The sequence below is a fragment of the Streptococcus saliviloxodontae genome (assembly GCF_016908655.1).
GTDB lineage: Bacteria > Bacillota > Bacilli > Lactobacillales > Streptococcaceae > Streptococcus > Streptococcus saliviloxodontae.
In genome coordinates this window covers 36,733-53,630 of the sequence record NZ_JAFBEI010000011.1, presented here as the reverse complement: position 1 = coordinate 53,630, position 16,898 = coordinate 36,733, and the positions used below count along the sequence as shown (strand labels likewise).

General features: G+C 38.2%; 10 protein-coding genes and 3 pseudogenes. All 13 read left to right on the top strand.

The features are described from left to right. The first annotated feature begins 97 nt into the window (after positions 1-97). Entirely contained in the window at positions 98-700 is a 603-nt protein-coding gene (locus JOC31_RS03575; RefSeq protein WP_205016812.1) for a prolyl oligopeptidase family serine peptidase, read from the top strand. A gap of 12 nt (positions 701-712) precedes the next feature. Continuing rightward, positions 713-1,368 (top strand): annotated as a pseudogene (locus tag JOC31_RS10075) (ATP-binding cassette domain-containing protein). 12 nt (positions 1,369-1,380) lie between these two features. Next, the gene (locus tag JOC31_RS03560) at positions 1,381-2,739 is read left to right on the top strand and encodes an FtsX-like permease family protein (RefSeq protein WP_205016809.1); all 1,359 of its coding nucleotides are present in this window, start codon (positions 1,381-1,383) and stop codon (positions 2,737-2,739) included. Positions 2,740-3,712: 973 nt separating this feature from the next. Further along, positions 3,713-3,787 (top strand): annotated as a pseudogene (locus JOC31_RS03555) (maturase); the annotation flags it as partial. Then, positions 3,783-3,935 (top strand): annotated as a pseudogene (locus JOC31_RS03550) (DNA-binding protein); the annotation flags it as partial. The pseudogenes JOC31_RS03555 and JOC31_RS03550, both read left to right, overlap by 5 nt. Positions 3,936-4,013: 78 nt before the next feature. Further along, positions 4,014-4,472: a hypothetical protein gene (locus tag JOC31_RS03545; protein ID WP_205016808.1), complete on the top strand. Its 459-nt coding sequence runs from the start codon at positions 4,014-4,016 to the stop codon at positions 4,470-4,472. 225 nt (positions 4,473-4,697) lie between these two features. Then, complete coding sequence (ylqF, locus tag JOC31_RS03540) at positions 4,698-5,549, top strand: ribosome biogenesis GTPase YlqF (protein ID WP_205016807.1); 852 nt, start codon at positions 4,698-4,700, stop codon at positions 5,547-5,549. Beyond that, positions 5,536-6,315 carry a ribonuclease HII gene (locus JOC31_RS03535; protein ID WP_205016806.1) on the top strand — a complete coding sequence of 260 codons (780 nt, stop codon included), beginning with the start codon at positions 5,536-5,538 and terminating at the stop codon, positions 6,313-6,315. The genes ylqF and JOC31_RS03535 overlap by 14 nt, the downstream gene beginning before the upstream one ends. After that, positions 6,312-6,860 (top strand): sugar O-acetyltransferase, encoded by a 549-nt coding sequence (locus tag JOC31_RS03530; RefSeq protein ID WP_205016805.1) that lies wholly within the window; start codon positions 6,312-6,314, stop codon positions 6,858-6,860. The genes JOC31_RS03535 and JOC31_RS03530 overlap by 4 nt, the downstream gene beginning before the upstream one ends. Before the next feature lie 124 nt (positions 6,861-6,984). After that, the gene (gene dprA, locus JOC31_RS03525; protein WP_205016804.1) at positions 6,985-7,821 is read left to right on the top strand and encodes a DNA-processing protein DprA; all 837 of its coding nucleotides are present in this window, start codon (positions 6,985-6,987) and stop codon (positions 7,819-7,821) included. A gap of 155 nt (positions 7,822-7,976) precedes the next feature. Beyond that, positions 7,977-10,097 (top strand): type I DNA topoisomerase, encoded by a 2,121-nt coding sequence (topA, locus tag JOC31_RS03520; RefSeq protein WP_205016803.1) that lies wholly within the window; start codon positions 7,977-7,979, stop codon positions 10,095-10,097. 380 nt (positions 10,098-10,477) lie between these two features. Continuing rightward, entirely contained in the window at positions 10,478-11,812 is a 1,335-nt protein-coding gene (gene trmFO, locus JOC31_RS03515) for a methylenetetrahydrofolate--tRNA-(uracil(54)-C(5))-methyltransferase (FADH(2)-oxidizing) TrmFO (RefSeq protein ID WP_205016802.1), read from the top strand. 317 nt (positions 11,813-12,129) lie between these two features. Continuing rightward, positions 12,130-16,662, top strand: coding sequence for a glycoside hydrolase family 70 protein (locus JOC31_RS03510; protein ID WP_205016801.1), 4,533 nt, complete (start codon positions 12,130-12,132; stop codon positions 16,660-16,662). Positions 16,663-16,898: the final 236 nt, after the last annotated feature.

Genomic DNA, 16,898 nt, shown 5'->3' with positions numbered 1-16,898 from the left:
CTCATCGCTTTAAACATGCAAAAAGAGAGAACCAATCTGATTCTCTCTCGCTGCTGATTATAAGTCAACCCACTACAGTTGACAAAGAGCCAAAAAATTGATCCAAGTTGACAATCAGGAAAATTGGGAAGATGTTACCTATCAGACAAATCCTAATAGTCAACTGATAACTGAGAAACTTGTTCAAAGTTTCTTACCTTTTAATGCAGTTAAATACTTATCTCATCGAAATATTGTTGATAAGCATCGAATAGGTCTTGTTGCATCTAGTGCTGGAGGAATAATAGCAGGAGCAGCACTAAATGAGGAGTATAAGATGTTTAAGAGTATTCTATTATTTTCACCATTTATAAACCCATACAATTCATTAGTAGAATCTGCAGATTCTTTATCCAAATTTGAAAATTTCGAGTGGGGGGATATTGAGAATAAGCTAGTGAGAGAGTATATTAGATCTTATTCACCTGCTCAGAATATTAGTAAAATTCGTGACTCTTCTACAGTTATTATTAGTATTTTGGGAGGAAAAGATAATTATATTAGTAATACAGAGGTTATTGACTGGATTGAAAAACTGAGAGAGAAAGAGATACCAGCTTACGCATTGTTGGATGAATCTGCTGGACATGGTGGTTGGAATAATGATAACAATAATTTAATGTTCAGCATATTAAACTATTTCTTTGAAATGATAGGATAAAGGGGTATTTATATGGAAAAAAGAGTTGCAGTAAGGGCATCACGAGTATCGAAAGAATTTAGGATAGATAATGAAAGAGTGAATGCTGTTTTAAAAGAGGTGTCTTTTGAAGCACATTATGGAGAATTTGTTTCAATTCTAGGTATTAGTGGTTCAGGAAAGTCTACGTTATTAAAGTGTCTCTCAAGTCTCTCATTACCAACAAGTGGTGAAGTAGAAGTTAATGGAATTAATCCATATCAACTAAGTAACAGTAAACTAGCTAAATTCAGGAGAGGAGATATCTCTTTAATTTTTCAATCCTATAATTTGTTGCCAGCATTACCTGCGATTGAAAATGTTACGCTACCTTTAAGGCTATCTCATAAAAAAATAGATAGAAAACAAATAGAAAACAAATTGAAAAGTTGCTAGACAAGATGGCATTTTCTGCTAATCTAGATAGTTCAATTAGCTCTTTATCAGGTGGGGAACAACAGAAATTAGCAATAGCCAGAACCATACTGGCGGATAGTCAGATTATTTTTGCTGATGAGCCAACTGATATTGAACTGGCTTCACGTACAGATAGATCATTAATACTAAAAGAGGGTAAAATTTTTCAGGATTTACAAAACCCTTCAGCAGAAGTATTATATCAGGCATTAGAGTCTATACCAACTGAGTGACAGGAGGACGATATGCTTACATTAATTTACTATCAGTTTTGCTATACTAAGAAACAGTGGTTAGGAACGATACCTGTATTTTTAATTTCAAGTATTTTGGTGGGGACTTGTTTGACAATCGCTAACAATATTTCTGCCAACCCAATACCGTTTCAAGATGTTGGAACTCCGACGCCCATATTTGTAGGTCCAATTATTTTCGGTGGTTTAACTTTATTATTTTTAATATCAAGTTCGATTCAGTTACTGTTAAACTACTTTAAAGAGGACTATCAAACTTGGAATAATTTGGGTACTAATAGAAATCAGCTTTCATTTTTAATTGCTGGGCAGATCACAATTATTTCCTTTTTGGTCAGTATTGTTGGAAGTTTTATCTCCTTTTTTGTTGCTAGATATTATTACAGTTTAGTTCAAAGTTTAGCAGGCAAAACACAATTACCTAGTATTCCTATCGTTTTTAATTTTAAAGCTTGTTGCTTCACCGTATTGCTCATTTCACTCTTGGCTTTTTGCGGTAGCTTTATTCATGCACATAAAATTTTAAATCAAGTTATCCAATCAGAAGAAAATAATAATCCAAAAGGAAATAAGTTACTTAGAGTAGTTAAGCTAGGTGGTGTGATTGTATTATTCCTCTTATGGATTTGGTTAGCATCTGTATTTTTTTATCATCCAGCTTCTCTATCAGGCGATAACCTTATCTTTAAGTTGGACGACAATCTTTTAATCATATTAATACTTCATATTGTCATAATTCATTTTCTTTCCCCAGAGCTACCAGAGTTTATCGTAAAATTGTTATTTAGAAAAACCTATAGCTATAGTTCTACACTAGCTAAGTGGCAAGTTCTTGAAAATCGTTCGTATCTAAAATCACTATCTTCTTCCGTAATTATGGGGATAGTGCTGATTTCTGGATTCTTGATGTACTCTAAAGTTTCATATGGTGATTTAGCAAGTCAGTCTCAGCAGAGTAATGAAACTAATGCAGTGTTACTGCTCTTTGTAGCAGGACCAATTTTAGTTATTCTTGCAAATATTATTACGATTACAATACTTTCATCATTTGCAGAAAAAAGGATAGTTCAACAGTGGAATGTACTTGGAATTTCCAAATCACAAAGATATTTTGTTCGTCTGTCTGAAGCAGGTATTTATAGTCTTTTGATTGTGATTGTTTCTTCAATTTTTAACTTTGTGTATTATGTTCTGTCACTTCAGTTAGCCAAGGTTATGAGCGTAAAAGTTAATAGCAGTGTAAATGCATTTCTTTGTACGTTACTGATCTCAATTCTTATGTTTATTTTCATAGTTATAACTAAAATATCTACAGATAGAACTGTTGATAAAGGTACAAAAGAAATTTAATTTTCAAGCATTATCCTCATAAAGAAAAGAGCGAAGAATTGAAAATTTTTCTATGTAAGCTATTGCATCCGTTTCTGCTATAGAAAAAACGGATTTATCGAGTTATTTTAAGGCTCTCTTCTACGATTTGTCATATCTATCAATACTTTAAGGTCGAGAATATTTTTTAGATAGTAACTATTTTTGTTGCAGTCTAATTTTTATACTCATTCACCTTAGCTTGAAGAAATTTGATAAGTTGTTACAATGATAGAGCATAATAATTTACTGACTTTTAGCTAAATTATAGAGTTTGTTAGGTATGATGAGGTTAATGAGACTAGATATAGAGGCAATCGTATGTGGTTTAGCTGAAGCTGTTTACGATTATCAACTCAATATCAAGTATATTTGTCAACTGTAGTGGGTGACTTATAGCTAAGCACGAGAGGAGACGAATTTTGTCTTCTCTTTTTGCGGTACGACGGGCATGTCGTACATCTGAGGTGAAAGTCCTCTGTGGGCACCCGCTACCGGTGAACCCAATAGCGATTTCCAAGCCTGACTATCGCGAGGTAGCGGGGAGAGGAAGGGATAGCGAAACTGTGGCTCTACGAACAGAAATGTGATATGAAGGCGTATATAGAGGATAAGGTGGCCGCAAACACTAAAGTCCCAAAAGGTAGTCGTAACCTATATGCGTAAATCACAAGAGTAAACGAGGAAAGATGTACGACTTATCCCGTGAGGTCTCATGAGCGTCCTAGACGTAGTAACAACGAATCATGAGAAGTCAGCCGAGGCCGTAGTAGTGATGAAGCTTCTGTAATGGAAGTGGAGCGAAGGGCTGAACAACTAACCGAAGTATACCTACTTCACTTGTGTCTGTAAAACGAGTGGTCTGATAGAACTGGAAGTAGTCACGTATTGACTAACGGAAAGTTCACCAATATAAGATGTCCCTCAGACACCGAAACAAGAAAGGAATACGCACATGTCAGAATTACTAGATACCATTCTATCACGTTCCAACATGCTTGAAGCTTACAATCAAGTGAAAGCCACTAAATCTATATACCTTAAATCGATGGATTGGGGAGATGCGAAACCATAAGCAATATAGGGAATATGTAATCAATCCCACTCATAAGCTGGTTTACATCAATTTAGATGGTTTCGAAGAGTTCCTAAGATGGAAACAAGGGGCGGTAAAATAGATAAAATCGTGATATAATGATAGAAGTACATTTATTCTATATTATATAGCGATTTATTTTTTTACAGGAGAAATTGTTATGTATGTTAGAACGATAAAAAATAAAAAAGGAGAGACCAGATTTGAAATTTCCGAAAAATATAAGCATCCATTGACTGGTAAATGGAAAACTGTAACTGAGTCATTTTACAAAGATACTGCTAGAGAAAGAAAAATGGCTGAAAGACGCCTTCTTTCTAAAATAGCTAAAATTCTAGATGATTTAGAAAGAACGTATAATCCAGAAAAAATAACAACTTTTGGTCAATTGAAAGAGAGTTGGTTACAAAATTGGTCAGTATCTGTTAAGCCTCAAACTATTGAAAGAGAAAAACTCGTAATTCGAAGGCTGGGGGAAATTATTGGCGATGATTATCTTTTGAGTAAAATCACACCAATGCTAATGAGAGATAGCTTAATGACATATGCACTGATGTATGATGCTTCACATTCTACAATGACACATATCAAGAGTACATGTAATAGGTTTGAATTCTAATTATTCTGCTAAGAGTATATCGTCAAATATCTTTCCAAATCTAAAAAAAGATTTGACTAAATACTATAAAAAATTCGAAATTTTATGCATAAAAGAAAATCGTAGAAAAATCGTTGGTTTTGAATTATCGTGGTGATTTTAAAATTCTTGGTGATTTTTTGGTGATTTTTGTAAAAATCGAGAGCAAGGGGCTTGAAAACCTTGCTATGAAAGGAAAAATTTACTATGGCTACTATTCAATGGTTTCCTGGGCATATGTCTAAGGCGCGTCGCCAGGTTCAGGAAAATATTAAACACGTCGATTTTGTGACAATTTTGGTAGATGCACGTTTACCGTTGTCTAGTCAAAATCCAATGCTGACAAAGATTGTGGGGGATAAACCAAAACTGCTCATTTTAAACAAGTCTGATTTGGCTGATAGCAACCGTACTAAAGAGTGGCGTAAGCATTTTGAGAGTCAAGGGATAAAAACTCTAGCTATTAATTCAAAAGAGCAAGCGACAGTAAAGTTGGTTACAGAGGCAGCTAAGGAGCTTATGTCAGAAAAGATTGCTAAATTGCGTGAACGTGGGATTCAAAAAGAAACCTTGCGCACGATGATTATTGGTATCCCAAATGCAGGCAAATCAACCCTGATGAACCGTTTGGCTGGGAAAAAAATTGCTGTCGTGGGAAATAAACCGGGTGTGACTAAGGGACAGCAGTGGCTCAAGTCCAATAAGGATTTAGAAATCTTAGACACACCAGGGATTCTATGGCCAAAATTTGAGGATCAGTTAGTTGGTCTTAAGTTGGCTTTGACAGGAGCTATCAAGGATCAACTCTTGCCGATGGATGAGGTGACTATTTTTGGTATTAACTACTTTAAAACTTACTATCCAAATCGTTTGGTAGAGCGTTTCAAAGGGATTGATTTATCAGAAGAAGCTCCCGAAATCATTATGTCAATGACACACAAACTAGGCTTCCGAGATGATTACGACCGCTTTTATCAATTGTTTGTCAAAGAGGTTCGTGATGGTAAGTTAGGCCGCTACACACTGGATCTTGTCGGAGAAGTTGATGGCAACGATTAAGGAGATCAAGAAAACTCTTCAAGAATTGATTGATTTGGAAGATCCTCGCTGGGAGCAGTATTATGAGGATAGCCGAGCAGGGGTCCAAGTAGCGATCAAACAGCGTCGCTCTGCTATTGAAAAAGAACTAGCTGAAGATGCTCGCTTGGAGCAGATGTTGTGCTATGAAAGAGCTGCCTATCAAAAAGGGTATCAAGTGATTGCGGGTATTGATGAGGTTGGTAGAGGGCCTCTTGCAGGTCCTGTGGTGGCAGCCTGTGTTGTTTTGCCAAAGGATTGTAAAATCAGAGGTCTCAACGACTCCAAAAAAATTCCCAAGAAAAAGCACGAAGAGGTTTATCAGCATGTTCTAGATGAGGCAGTAGCGGTAGGTATAGGAATCAAAGATAATCAGGTGATTGACCGAGTCAATATCTATGAAGCGACTAAATTAGCTATGATAGAGGCTATAGATAAACTACAGGGACAAGTTTCTCCTGACTATTTGCTTATCGATGCTATGACGTTAGAAGTGCCTATCGAGCAGGAGTCTATCATCAAGGGAGATGCCAATTCATTGTCTATTGCGGCAGCTTCTATCGTCGCCAAGGTAACTCGAGATCGCTTGATGGCAGCATATGATCGTGAGTTTCCGGGTTATGCCTTTGCTCAAAATGCTGGTTATGGCACTAAGGACCACTTGGCAGGGCTAGATAGACTTGGAGTAACCCCAATCCATCGCCAAAGTTTTGAACCTATAAAGTCTATGTTGAAGGGACAAAGATGATGCGTGAATACGATAAAATGTTGGCAGGACAGCTTTATAAGGCAGATGATGCAGAACTGTCAGCTATGAGGGCACAGGCGCGTGCTAATATGAAACAGTTTAATGACGAAAGTGACCGCCATAAAGCAAGTGAACTGTTAAAATCCTGGTGGGGAACGACTGGTAACACTTTGACAGTTAACCCTAATATCGTCTGTGACTATGGTTGCAACATTCATGTTGGCGAGAATTTCTATGCGAATTTTAACTGCACTTTCTTGGATGTTTGTGAGATCCGTATCGGTGACAATGCCTTAATCGGACCCAATTGCCAACTGTTGACGCCACTACACCCGTTAGATGCCAAAAAGCGCATATCAGGACTTGAATACGGTGCTCCTATTTGTATTGGAGATAATGTTTGGTTGGCAGCGGGCGTTACCATTTTACCAGGTGTGACCTTGGGAGATAATGTCGTTGTAGGTGCTGGGGCTGTTGTGACGAAATCATATGGTGACAATGTTCTCTTGGCTGGAAACCCAGCACGTGTGGTAAAACAATTGTGATTGGTAGCTTTTAGTCTGCTTTATTAAAGTTAACAAGTATCAATAGGTCATCTAAACCTCTGTTGCGAGTTTTTCAAACTTGCTGACAGAGGTTTTTTTCGAATAGTTTTAGTGGAGGTCAATGATGAATAATTTTGATATTTATAAACTAAAAAAAGCAGGTTTAAGCAACCTCAACATTTTAAATGTGATTCGTTATCAAGAGAGTCAGTTCAAATCACTATCTCTGAGAGATATAGCAGTGGTTTCTAAGTGTAAAAATCCAGTAGCTTTCTTAGAGGCTTACAAGCAACTAGATTCTAAGTCTTTGAGAGAAGAATTTAATCGTTTTTCTAGCCTTTCAATTTTAGATAAGGCTTACCCCTTGGCTTTGAAGTCAATTTATAATCCACCAACCCTACTTTTTTATCAGGGTAACTTGAGTTTGTTGGACAAGCCGAAGTTAGCAGTGGTAGGCTCGCGTAAGTGTAGCCAGGTAGGAACGAAGTCGGTGCAAAAAATTATCACAGAACTCGGCAATCGATTTGTCATTGTATCGGGTTTAGCGCGTGGTATTGATACTGCTGCTCACTTGTCTTCTTTGAAAAATGGCGGTGCAACTATTGCAGTTGTTGGTACAGGGCTTGATGTTAATTACCCAAAAGAAAATAAAGCCTTACAGGACTATATCGCGTCTAATCACTTGCTGTTAAGTGAGTACGGTCCAGGTGAGCAACCTTTAAAATTCCATTTTCCGGAGCGTAATCGCATTATTGCAGGGTTGTCTCAGGGGATCATCGTTGCCGAAGCTAAATTACGTTCAGGAAGTTTGATTACTTGCGAGAGGGCCTTGGAGGAGGGACGAGATGTTTTTGCGATTCCAGGAAGTATTTTAGATGGTTTATCAGATGGTTGTCATCATTTGATACAAGAGGGTGCAAAGTGCATCACAACGGGATTTGATGTCCTAAATGAATACTAAGTAAATAGTAGTTTTTCCTATAGAAAAAAGTTTTTTATTGACAGTTTAAGAAAAGTGGGGTATTATGCTATAGGTTTGCAGTCACTGCAAATAGTTGGTTTCGTTATCTAGTATAACGGTACCGATTATAATGAAGCGTAATAGAAAGTAATCATATGGCAACAGCAAAGACATCAACAACGTCAAAAAAAGCGACGGCTAAGAAAAAAACAACCACTAAAAAAAATCTTGTTATCGTAGAGTCTCCTGCTAAGGCGAAGACGATTGAAAAATACCTTGGGCGCAACTATAAAGTGGTTGCGTCTGTAGGTCATATCCGTGATTTAAAAAAATCAAGTATGTCAATTGATTTTGAAAACAATTATGAACCGCAGTATATCAATATTCGTGGAAAAGGTCCTTTGATCAACGATTTGAAAAAAGAAGCTAAAAAGGCTAAAAAAGTCTTTCTCGCAAGTGACCCGGACCGAGAAGGAGAAGCTATTTCATGGCATTTATCGCATATTTTAGGACTCAGTCTTGAAGATAAGAACCGTGTTGTTTTTAATGAAATCACAAAAGATGCGGTGAAAAATGCCTTTGTTGAACCACGCCAGATCGACATGAATCTGGTAGATTCACAACAGGCTCGTCGTGTTTTGGACCGTATTGTAGGTTATTCGATTTCTCCGTTATTATGGAAAAAGGTGAAAAAAGGGTTGTCCGCAGGACGTGTTCAATCTGTTGCCTTGAAGCTCATCATCGACCGTGAAAATGAGATTAAAGCCTTTAAGCCAGAAGAATATTGGACTATTGATGGTGCTTTTAAAAAGGGTACCAAGAAATTTCAAGCAGCTTTTTATGGTTTAGATGGTAAAAAGGTAAAATTACAGACCAATGACGATGTCAAAGAAGTTCTTGCTCGTATTACTGATGATCTGTTTAATGTCGATAAGGTTGAGAAAAAGGAGCGTCGCCGAAATGCTCCGCTACCTTATACGACCTCCTCACTGCAACAAGACGCTGCTAACAAAATCAACTTCCGTACGCGTAAGACTATGATGGTTGCCCAACAACTCTATGAGGGAATTAAGATTGGGTCTGCTCAACAAGGTTTAATCACCTATATGCGTACAGACTCGACACGTATCAGTCCGATTGCCCAAGGGCAGGCTGCAGATTTTATCACTGAAAAATTTGGTAGTCAGTACTCTAAACATGGTAATAAGATCAAAAATGCCACTGGGGCTCAAGATGCTCACGAGGCCATTCGTCCGTCTAATGTTTTCCAAACACCAGAGTCAATTGCTAAATACCTTGACAAAGATCAATTAAAACTTTATACCTTGATTTGGAATCGTTTTGTAGCCAGTCAGATGACTGCCGCAATCTTTGATACGATGAAAGTAACGATTTCTCAAAACGGTGTCATATTTGTGGCCAATGGTAGTCAGGTTAAGTTTGATGGTTATATGGCTGTTTACAACGATTCTGATAAAAACAAAATGCTTCCTGAAATGGCTGAGGGGGATACTGTGAAGAAAGTATTGACTAGCCCAGAGCAACACTTTACTCAACCTCCAGCCCGCTATTCAGAAGCAACGCTTATTAAGACATTAGAAGAAAATGGTGTAGGTCGTCCGTCAACTTATGCGCCGACACTTGATGTCATTCAGCGTCGCTATTATGTTAAACTAGCAGCGAAACGATTTGAACCGACGGAGCTAGGAGAGATAGTCAATAGCTTAATCGTAGAATTCTTCCCAGACATCGTCAATGTTACCTTCACTGCTGAAATGGAGGGAAAGCTTGACCAAGTCGAAATTGGTAAAGAGCAGTGGCAAAAAGTCATTGATTCTTTCTACAAACCTTTTGAGAAAGAACTTGCTAAAGCAGAAGAAGGCATTGAGAAGATTCAAATCAAGGATGAGCCAGCAGGTTTTGATTGCGATGTCTGTGGTCATCCAATGGTGATTAAATTGGGACGATTTGGTAAATTTTATGCCTGCAGCAACTTCCCAGATTGTCACAATACAAAACCGATTACTAAAGAAATCGGAGTTGAATGTCCGACTTGCCATCAGGGTCAAGTAATCGAGCGTAAAACTAAACGAAATCGTGTTTTCTACGGATGCAATCGTTACCCAGAATGTGAATTCACCTCATGGGACATTCCAGTTGGACGAAACTGTCCAAAAGCTGGCGATTTCCTAGTTGAAAAGAAAATTCGTGGTGGTGGTAAACAAGTTATCTGTAGCAACGAATCATGTGATTATAAGGAAGAAAAAGTAAAATAGTCCTGCAAGGCATTACATTACAAAGAGCATGAGCTAAAGTAGTCTCGTGCTTTTTTTTGTTTACTTTCGAATTTCTCCAAAGTGAGTGATTTTACGCCTTTTGTTTATGATCAAAGAGAAACTAACGAACTTGATTGCATCCTAGTACTTGAAATAGGAAATTTTGGTTAAAAAATACTAATCCTTGCCATTTAAGGCTCATTTTATGTTTTTACGTTTATGCAAACAAAAAATATTTTTGTCGTGACGTTTTGGTAATAAATTAGCTTTTGGCCCTACTATTTGTTATAATAGTCTCTATAGCTATTTTATTAAAATTATTTAGAAAGATTTGAGGGTCTAGTTGACAGTGTCAACTCACTCCCAAAGAGGTATTAGTCTTGTCTCAATCTTATATTAATGTTATCGGTGCTGGTTTAGCTGGTTCCGAAGCAGCCTACCAAATTGCCAAGCGTGGCATTCCTGTTAAACTCTACGAGATGCGTGGTGTTAAATCAACCCCTCAACACAAAACAAGCAACTTTGCAGAGTTGGTTTGTTCGAATTCTTTTCGTGGGGACAGTTTAACCAATGCTGTCGGTTTGCTTAAAGAAGAAATGCGTCGTTTGGATTCCATTATCATGCGAAATGGTGAAGCGCATAGAGTTCCAGCTGGTGGAGCAATGGCAGTGGATCGTGAAGGTTACGCAGAAGCCGTTACAGCTGAACTCGAAAACAATCCTTTAGTTGAGATTATCCGAGGAGAAATCACCGAGATTCCTAATGATGCGATCACCGTTATTGCGACTGGTCCTTTGACATCGGATGCCCTAGCTGAGAAGATTCACGCTTTGAATGGTGGCGACGGGTTCTACTTCTATGATGCGGCAGCTCCGATTATTGATAAATCAACCATTGATATGACTAAGGTCTATCTCAAGTCTCGCTATGACAAAGGCGAAGCTGCTTACCTCAACTGTCCGATGACTAAAGAAGAGTTCATGGCTTTCCATGAAGCATTGACAACAGCAGAAGAAGCACCGCTTAATTCCTTTGAAAAAGAGAAATATTTTGAAGGTTGTATGCCAATTGAAGTCATGGCTAAGCGTGGTATTAAAACCATGCTTTATGGTCCGATGAAGCCTGTTGGTTTGGAATACCCAGACGACTATGAGGGACCACGTGATGGAGACTTTAAAACACCCTACGCCGTTGTTCAACTTCGCCAAGATAATGCTGCAGGAAGTCTCTACAATATCGTTGGTTTCCAAACTCATCTCAAGTGGGGTGAGCAAAAACGCGTCTTTCAGATGATCCCAGGTCTTGAAAATGCAGAGTTTGTACGCTATGGTGTGATGCACCGTAACTCTTATATGGACTCACCGAATCTTTTGACCCAGACCTTCCAATCACGCGCTAACAAGAATCTTTTCTTCGCTGGACAGATGACAGGTGTAGAGGGGTATGTTGAGTCAGCAGCTTCAGGTCTTGTTGCTGGTATCAATGCTGCTCGTCTCTTCAAGGGAGAAGAAGAGGTGGTCTTCCCTCATACAACAGCAATCGGAAGCCTACCTTACTACGTAACGCATGCAGAGAGTAAACATTTCCAACCAATGAATGTCAATTTCGGTATTATCAAGGAATTGGAAGGACCACGTATCCGCGATAAGAAACTACGTTATGAAGCAATCGCAGAGCGCGCTTTATCTGACTTGGAAAATTATCTAACTTTTTAATATTCTAAAAAAGAAGCCTAAACATGATATATTCAGGCTTCTTTTTATGCATTAAAAGGGCGTTGCAACTTCTCTTATATGCATAAAAAATGCCGATCGCATTAGCTTGTAACCGTAAACACGCTAAGTTTTTTAATCTTATATTGTATTAACACCTCTTTTAAAAAATAAATGAACCCTATAAATGTTGGTATATCAACGTTTTTTGGGTTTTTAGTTTTATTTTCGATTAGATGTAAGTGAGAAAATTAACGCATTTGCATATTAAGTATTTTTTTAGTTATAATGTGGTTAACATTTTATATGGGGAGAAGTAAATGGAAATTAAAATGCGTTATAAAATGCGGAAAGTCAAGAAAAAGTGGCTAACTGTAGCTATTACTTCGGTTGCAGGAATGTCGCTCGTTTCAGGGATATCATCAGTACAAGCAGATGATCTAACACCAGCTACTAATAGTGATTTGACAAGTACAACAACTGTTAGCACTAGTACCGATGAAGTGACTTCAGAAGCAGTTGCTCAGACAGAGGAGTCAACGACAGATGAAACAACAGATACAGTAGGAACAAGTCTTCTAGCAGATGTAGCTACTACACCAGCTACCGAAAGTGAAGAAACTACCGAAGATACAGCGACGACAGAGGTTGTTTCTGAAATCGTTACTACTGTCTCGGAACCTACAGCAGAAGAGATTTCATCTGCCTTAAGTAGTAGGTCAAATATCAAAAAATCTGGTGATAGTTATTATTACTATGATGAAGCAGGAAATATCGTTAAAAACATTAGTGTCAATGTAAATGGTGTTGACCTTTATTTCGATGCAGAAACAGGGGCTTACACAGACACAACTGCTAAAAGTATCGTTTCAGAAAATAATCAAAATCAAGATTACAACAGCTATAATCAAGCCTATGATAATACTGCTAAGAGTTTTGAAACCGTTGATAATTATTTGACAGCTGATAGCTGGTATCGTCCAAAATATATTCTAGAAGATGGAAAAACATGGACAGTATCAAGCGAAACAGATTTCCGACCAGTTTTGATGTCATGGTGGCCTGATACAACAACTCAAGTTAATTATGTCAATTACATGAATAAAGAGTTAGGTATTTCTGGAACAGTTTCAACAAGTTCATCAACTCAAGTGCTCACAACAGCTACTCAAACAATCCAAGCGAAGATTGAACAAAAAATCACCGCACAAGCAAGCACAGAATGGCTAAGAGAGACCATGAAAGCTTTTGTCGCTACGCAATCTCAATGGAACCAAAGTTCTGAGTACCGTACAGGTGATCATTTGCAAGGTGGAGCCTTTGAATACGTTAATAGCGATAAGACACCTTGGGCAGATTCAGACTATCGTTTGATTAGCCGCACGCCAACCAATCAAACAGGGACTCGTAAGTACTTTATAGATAATTCAATTGGTGGTTCAGAGTATCTTCTTGCCAATGACGTAGATAACTCAAATCCAGTTGTTCAAGCAGAGCAGTTGAACCAACTTTACTATTTGATGAATTTTGGTAGCATCTTCGCTAACGATCCAGATGCAAACTTCGACGGTGTTCGTATCGATGCTGTTGACAACGTGGATGCGGATCTTTTGCAGATTGCTGCAGATCTTTACCAAGCTATGTATGGCACTGACGAAAGTGATGCTAAAAACAACGCTCACTTGTCTATCTTGGAAGCGTGGAGTCACAACGATCCTAAGTACACTAAAGACAATGGTGGTGAGCATTTGAATATGGATGATAGTTTCCGTATCTCAATGCTTAATACCCTAACACGTTCATATCGTTATTCACTTCGTAACCTTATTAAGAGTGAACTAGTAGATCGCTCAAGTAACAGTACCTATAACACATCTCAAGCAAACTATGCTTTTGTTCGTGCACACGACAGTGAAGTACAGACAATTATTGCTAACATCATCTCATCAGAGATTAATTCAGCAACGGATGGTTACACATTTACTTTGGATGAACTTGAAAAAGCCTTCAAGATCTACAATGATGACATGAATAGCACGACGAAGAAATATACTCACTACAATATTCCTTCAGCATATGCGCTTTTGTTGTCAAACAAAGACACTGTTCCACGTGTTTACTATGGAGACCTTTATACTGACAATGGTCAGTACATGGAAACAAAATCACCATACTTCAATGCGATTGATACCTTGCTTCAAGCTCGTATCCGTTATGCATCTGGTGGTCAAAGCATGCAGGTAACAGACGTTGCCACACCAACTTGGGGTAAAACAAGTGAAATCTTGACATCTGTTCGCTATGGTCAGGATATTATGACGGCTTCAGACACTAGTGGAACAGCCTTGTCTAAAACATCTGGTATGGTTACCGTGATTTCAAATGATCCAAACCTTCAAATGTCATCACGTACTAGCCTACAAGTCAATGTTGGTAAAATCCATGCTGGTCAAAAATACCGCCCGCTTTTATTGTCAACAAGTACAGGAATCGCAACCTACCTTAATGATAGCGATACAACAATCTATAAGACAGTTGACTCAAGTGGTAATTTGACATTCACGTCTGCTGACATCAAAGGATACTCAAATGCTCAGGTATCAGGTTATCTAGCTGTTTGGGTACCAGTAGGTGCTAAGGCAACACAAGACATCCGTGTTGAAGCAAGCACTACTAAGACAAATGACGGTCAACAATACCACTCAAATGCCGCCCTTGATTCACACCTTATCTTTGAAGGGTTCTCAAACTTCCAAGACTTCGTGAAAACAGACGAGCAGTACACCAATAAAGTGATTGCCAAAAATGTTGATCAATACGTTAAGTGGGGAATCACTGATTTTGAAATGGCACCTCAGTACGTTTCTGCAACTGACGGTACCTTCCTAGACTCTATCATCCAAAATGGTTATGCCTTTACAGATCGATACGATTTGGGAATTAGTCAAAACAATAAATATGGTTCTGCACAAGACCTAGTAGGAGCTTTGAAAGCATTGCACTCAGTTGGTATCAAAGTGCTTGTCGACTGGGTTCCAGACCAAATTTACGATTTGCCAGGTAAGGAAGCAGTAGCAGTTAAACGTGTAAATATCTACGGGGACTACCTATCAGCTTCAGGTATCAATGGTCAAGTTTATGTCGCTAATACAAAATCAAGCGGTAGCGACTTGCAATCAGTTTACGGTGGTGCTTTCTTAGATGAGCTTCAAGAGAAATATCCGGAACTCTTCACAGTAAAACAAATTTCTACTGGAAAAGCGATTGATCCAACTACTAAAATCACTCAATGGTCAGCCAAATACTTCAACGGAACTAACATCCTTGGACGTGGTACAGGTTATGTCCTAAGTGATGCGGCTGGCTACCTCAACTTGTCACGTGACAATCTTAACTTGCCAACAGAGTTGTTCAGTAACGGTTCGATTTCAGGTCTTACCTTTGACGGTGTTGGCTACACTTATAAATTAGCTTCTGGTCAAACAGCTAAGAAGCAGTTTATCAGTATTGATGGCGATGCCTACTACTTTGACGGTAAAGGTCACATGGTGACAGGATTAGTGACAATCGATGGAACTGTTTATTATTTCTTGTCAAATGGTAAGCAGCTCAAAGATGGTATTTTCACAGACGAAAACGGTCAGTCTTACTATTTTGATGAAACAGGTAAGCAAGTAACAGGAACTGGTTATAAACAAATCAATAATCGTTGGTATTATTTCAATAACGGAGTAATGGCAACAGGTCTTCAAACAATCTCTGGAAATGTCCAATACTTTACAGTGGATGGTAAACAAGTTAAAGGTGCCTTTGTAACTGAAAATGCTGTTAAGCGTTACTTTGATCGTGATTCAGGTAATCAAGTCTTCAACCAATTCATCATGGACAGACAAGGTAACTGGTACTTTGCTGACAAAGACGGTGTGATTGTGACCGGTCTTCAAACTGTCTATGGTCAAACTCTTTACTTTGATGAAACTGGTAAACAAGTTAAAGGGCAAGTTGTTACTATTGATGGTAGCCGTTATTACTTTGATATGAATTCAGGAGAGATGGCTGTAAATCGTTTCGCCTGGGATTATACAGCAAGTGCATGGTATTTCTTTGGCAAGGATGGTAAAGCTGTGACCGGTCTTCAAACTGTCTATGGTCAAACTCTTTACTTTGATGAAACTGGTAAGCAGGTTAAAGGTCGCTTGGTCACAGATAGCTCAGGTAATGTCCGTTACTTTGATGCTAACTCAGGTTCAATGGTGGTAAGCACTTCCCTTGTCATCGGTGGGACGCTCTATCGTTTCGATGCACAAGGTATTGGCACAAGTAACCGTAATGGTTTTGTGACAGATACTAACGGTTCAGTTTACTACTATAGCAACAATGTAGCTGTTAAAAACCAATACATCCAAAACACATCTACCGGCAAGTGGTACTATTTTGGTTCAGACGGTCGTGCTGTAACAGGTTTCCAAACGATTAACGGCGTTAAACAGTATTTCTATAGCAATGGTGCACAAGCTAAAAACGAATTTGTGACGATTAATGGTAGCCTATACTATTTTGATAATAAATGGGCAGCTATGGCGACTAACCAATACATCCAAAATACATCTACCGGCAAGTGGTACTATTTTGGTTCAGACGGTCGTGCTGTAACAGGTTTCCAAACGATCAACGGTGTTAAACAATATTTCTATAGCAATGGTGTCCAAGCCAAAGGCGAACTTGTGACGATTAATGGTAAATTGTACTACTTTGAGTCAAGTTGGGGTCAGATGGTGAGAAATACTCGTATTTCATATAACGGTCATTTATTACGTGTGGATAGCTACGGAGTAGCAACCTATATTTATTAAGACTTGCTTATAAAATGATTGAGTAATTGTCTTTCATTTTAATGCAAAGTCGATCGGCTGTTCTATAGAGGACCTATCGGAACTTAGTATATAAAAGACTTTGCAAATACGCAAAAAAGTTATTTTAGACAGAGTTTTGTATTATTAACTATAAAAATAGCATCGATAGTCGAACGGACAAATACTTTATTCGATTATAAAAAAATTAATTTTTGTAACTACTTGATTTTTATAGG